The sequence below is a fragment of the Streptomyces sp. AC627_RSS907 genome (assembly GCF_019049165.1).
Map to the genome: position 1 here is coordinate 1 of NZ_JAGMUE010000132.1, position 677 is coordinate 677.

At 72.2% G+C, this 677-nt stretch carries 1 protein-coding gene; it reads right to left on the bottom strand.

The features are described 5' to 3' along the window. Nucleotides 1–677: pitrilysin family protein (locus KUM32_RS27040; RefSeq protein ID WP_217144578.1), on the bottom strand; the 677-nt coding region annotated here is incomplete at both ends.

Sequence of the window (677 nt, forward strand, 5' to 3'; positions counted from 1 at the left end):
GTCGGCGAAGCCGGAGGTGTACGAGTACACGCTGTACGCCAGGCCGCGCTTCTCCCGCACCTCCTGGAACAGGCGCGAGCTCATGCCGCCGCCGAGCGCCGTGTTGAGCACGCCGAGCGCCCAGCGGCGGTCGTCGGTGCGGGCGATGCCGGGCATGCCGAGCACGATGTGCGCCTGCTCGGTCTTGCGGCCGATCAGGTCCACGCGGCCGGCGGTGCGGATCGCCCGGCTGCCGCCGCGCGGCGCCACCGGCGTCACGTCCTCCCGCTCCAGCGCCCCGGCCCGGTCGAAGGCCGCCCGGACCTGCCGTACGACGCGGGCGTGGTCCACGTTGCCCGCGGCGGCGACGACCAGGTGGGTGGGGTCGTAGTGCTTGCGGTAGAAGCGGCGGATGCGGTCGGCCGTCAGCGCGTTGACGGTGTCCACGGTGCCGAGGACGGGGCGGCCCAGCGGGGTGTCACCGAACATCGTCTGCGCGAACAGGTCGTGCACGCAGTCGCCCGGGTCGTCCTCGGTCATCGCGATCTCCTCGAGGATGACGCCGCGCTCGGCGTCCACGTCCCCCGGTTCGATCAGCGAGCTGGTCAGCATGTCGCACACGACGTCTATGGCCAGCGGCAGGTCCGAGTCGAGCACCCGCGCGTAGTAGCAGGTGTACTCCTTGGCCGTGAACGCGT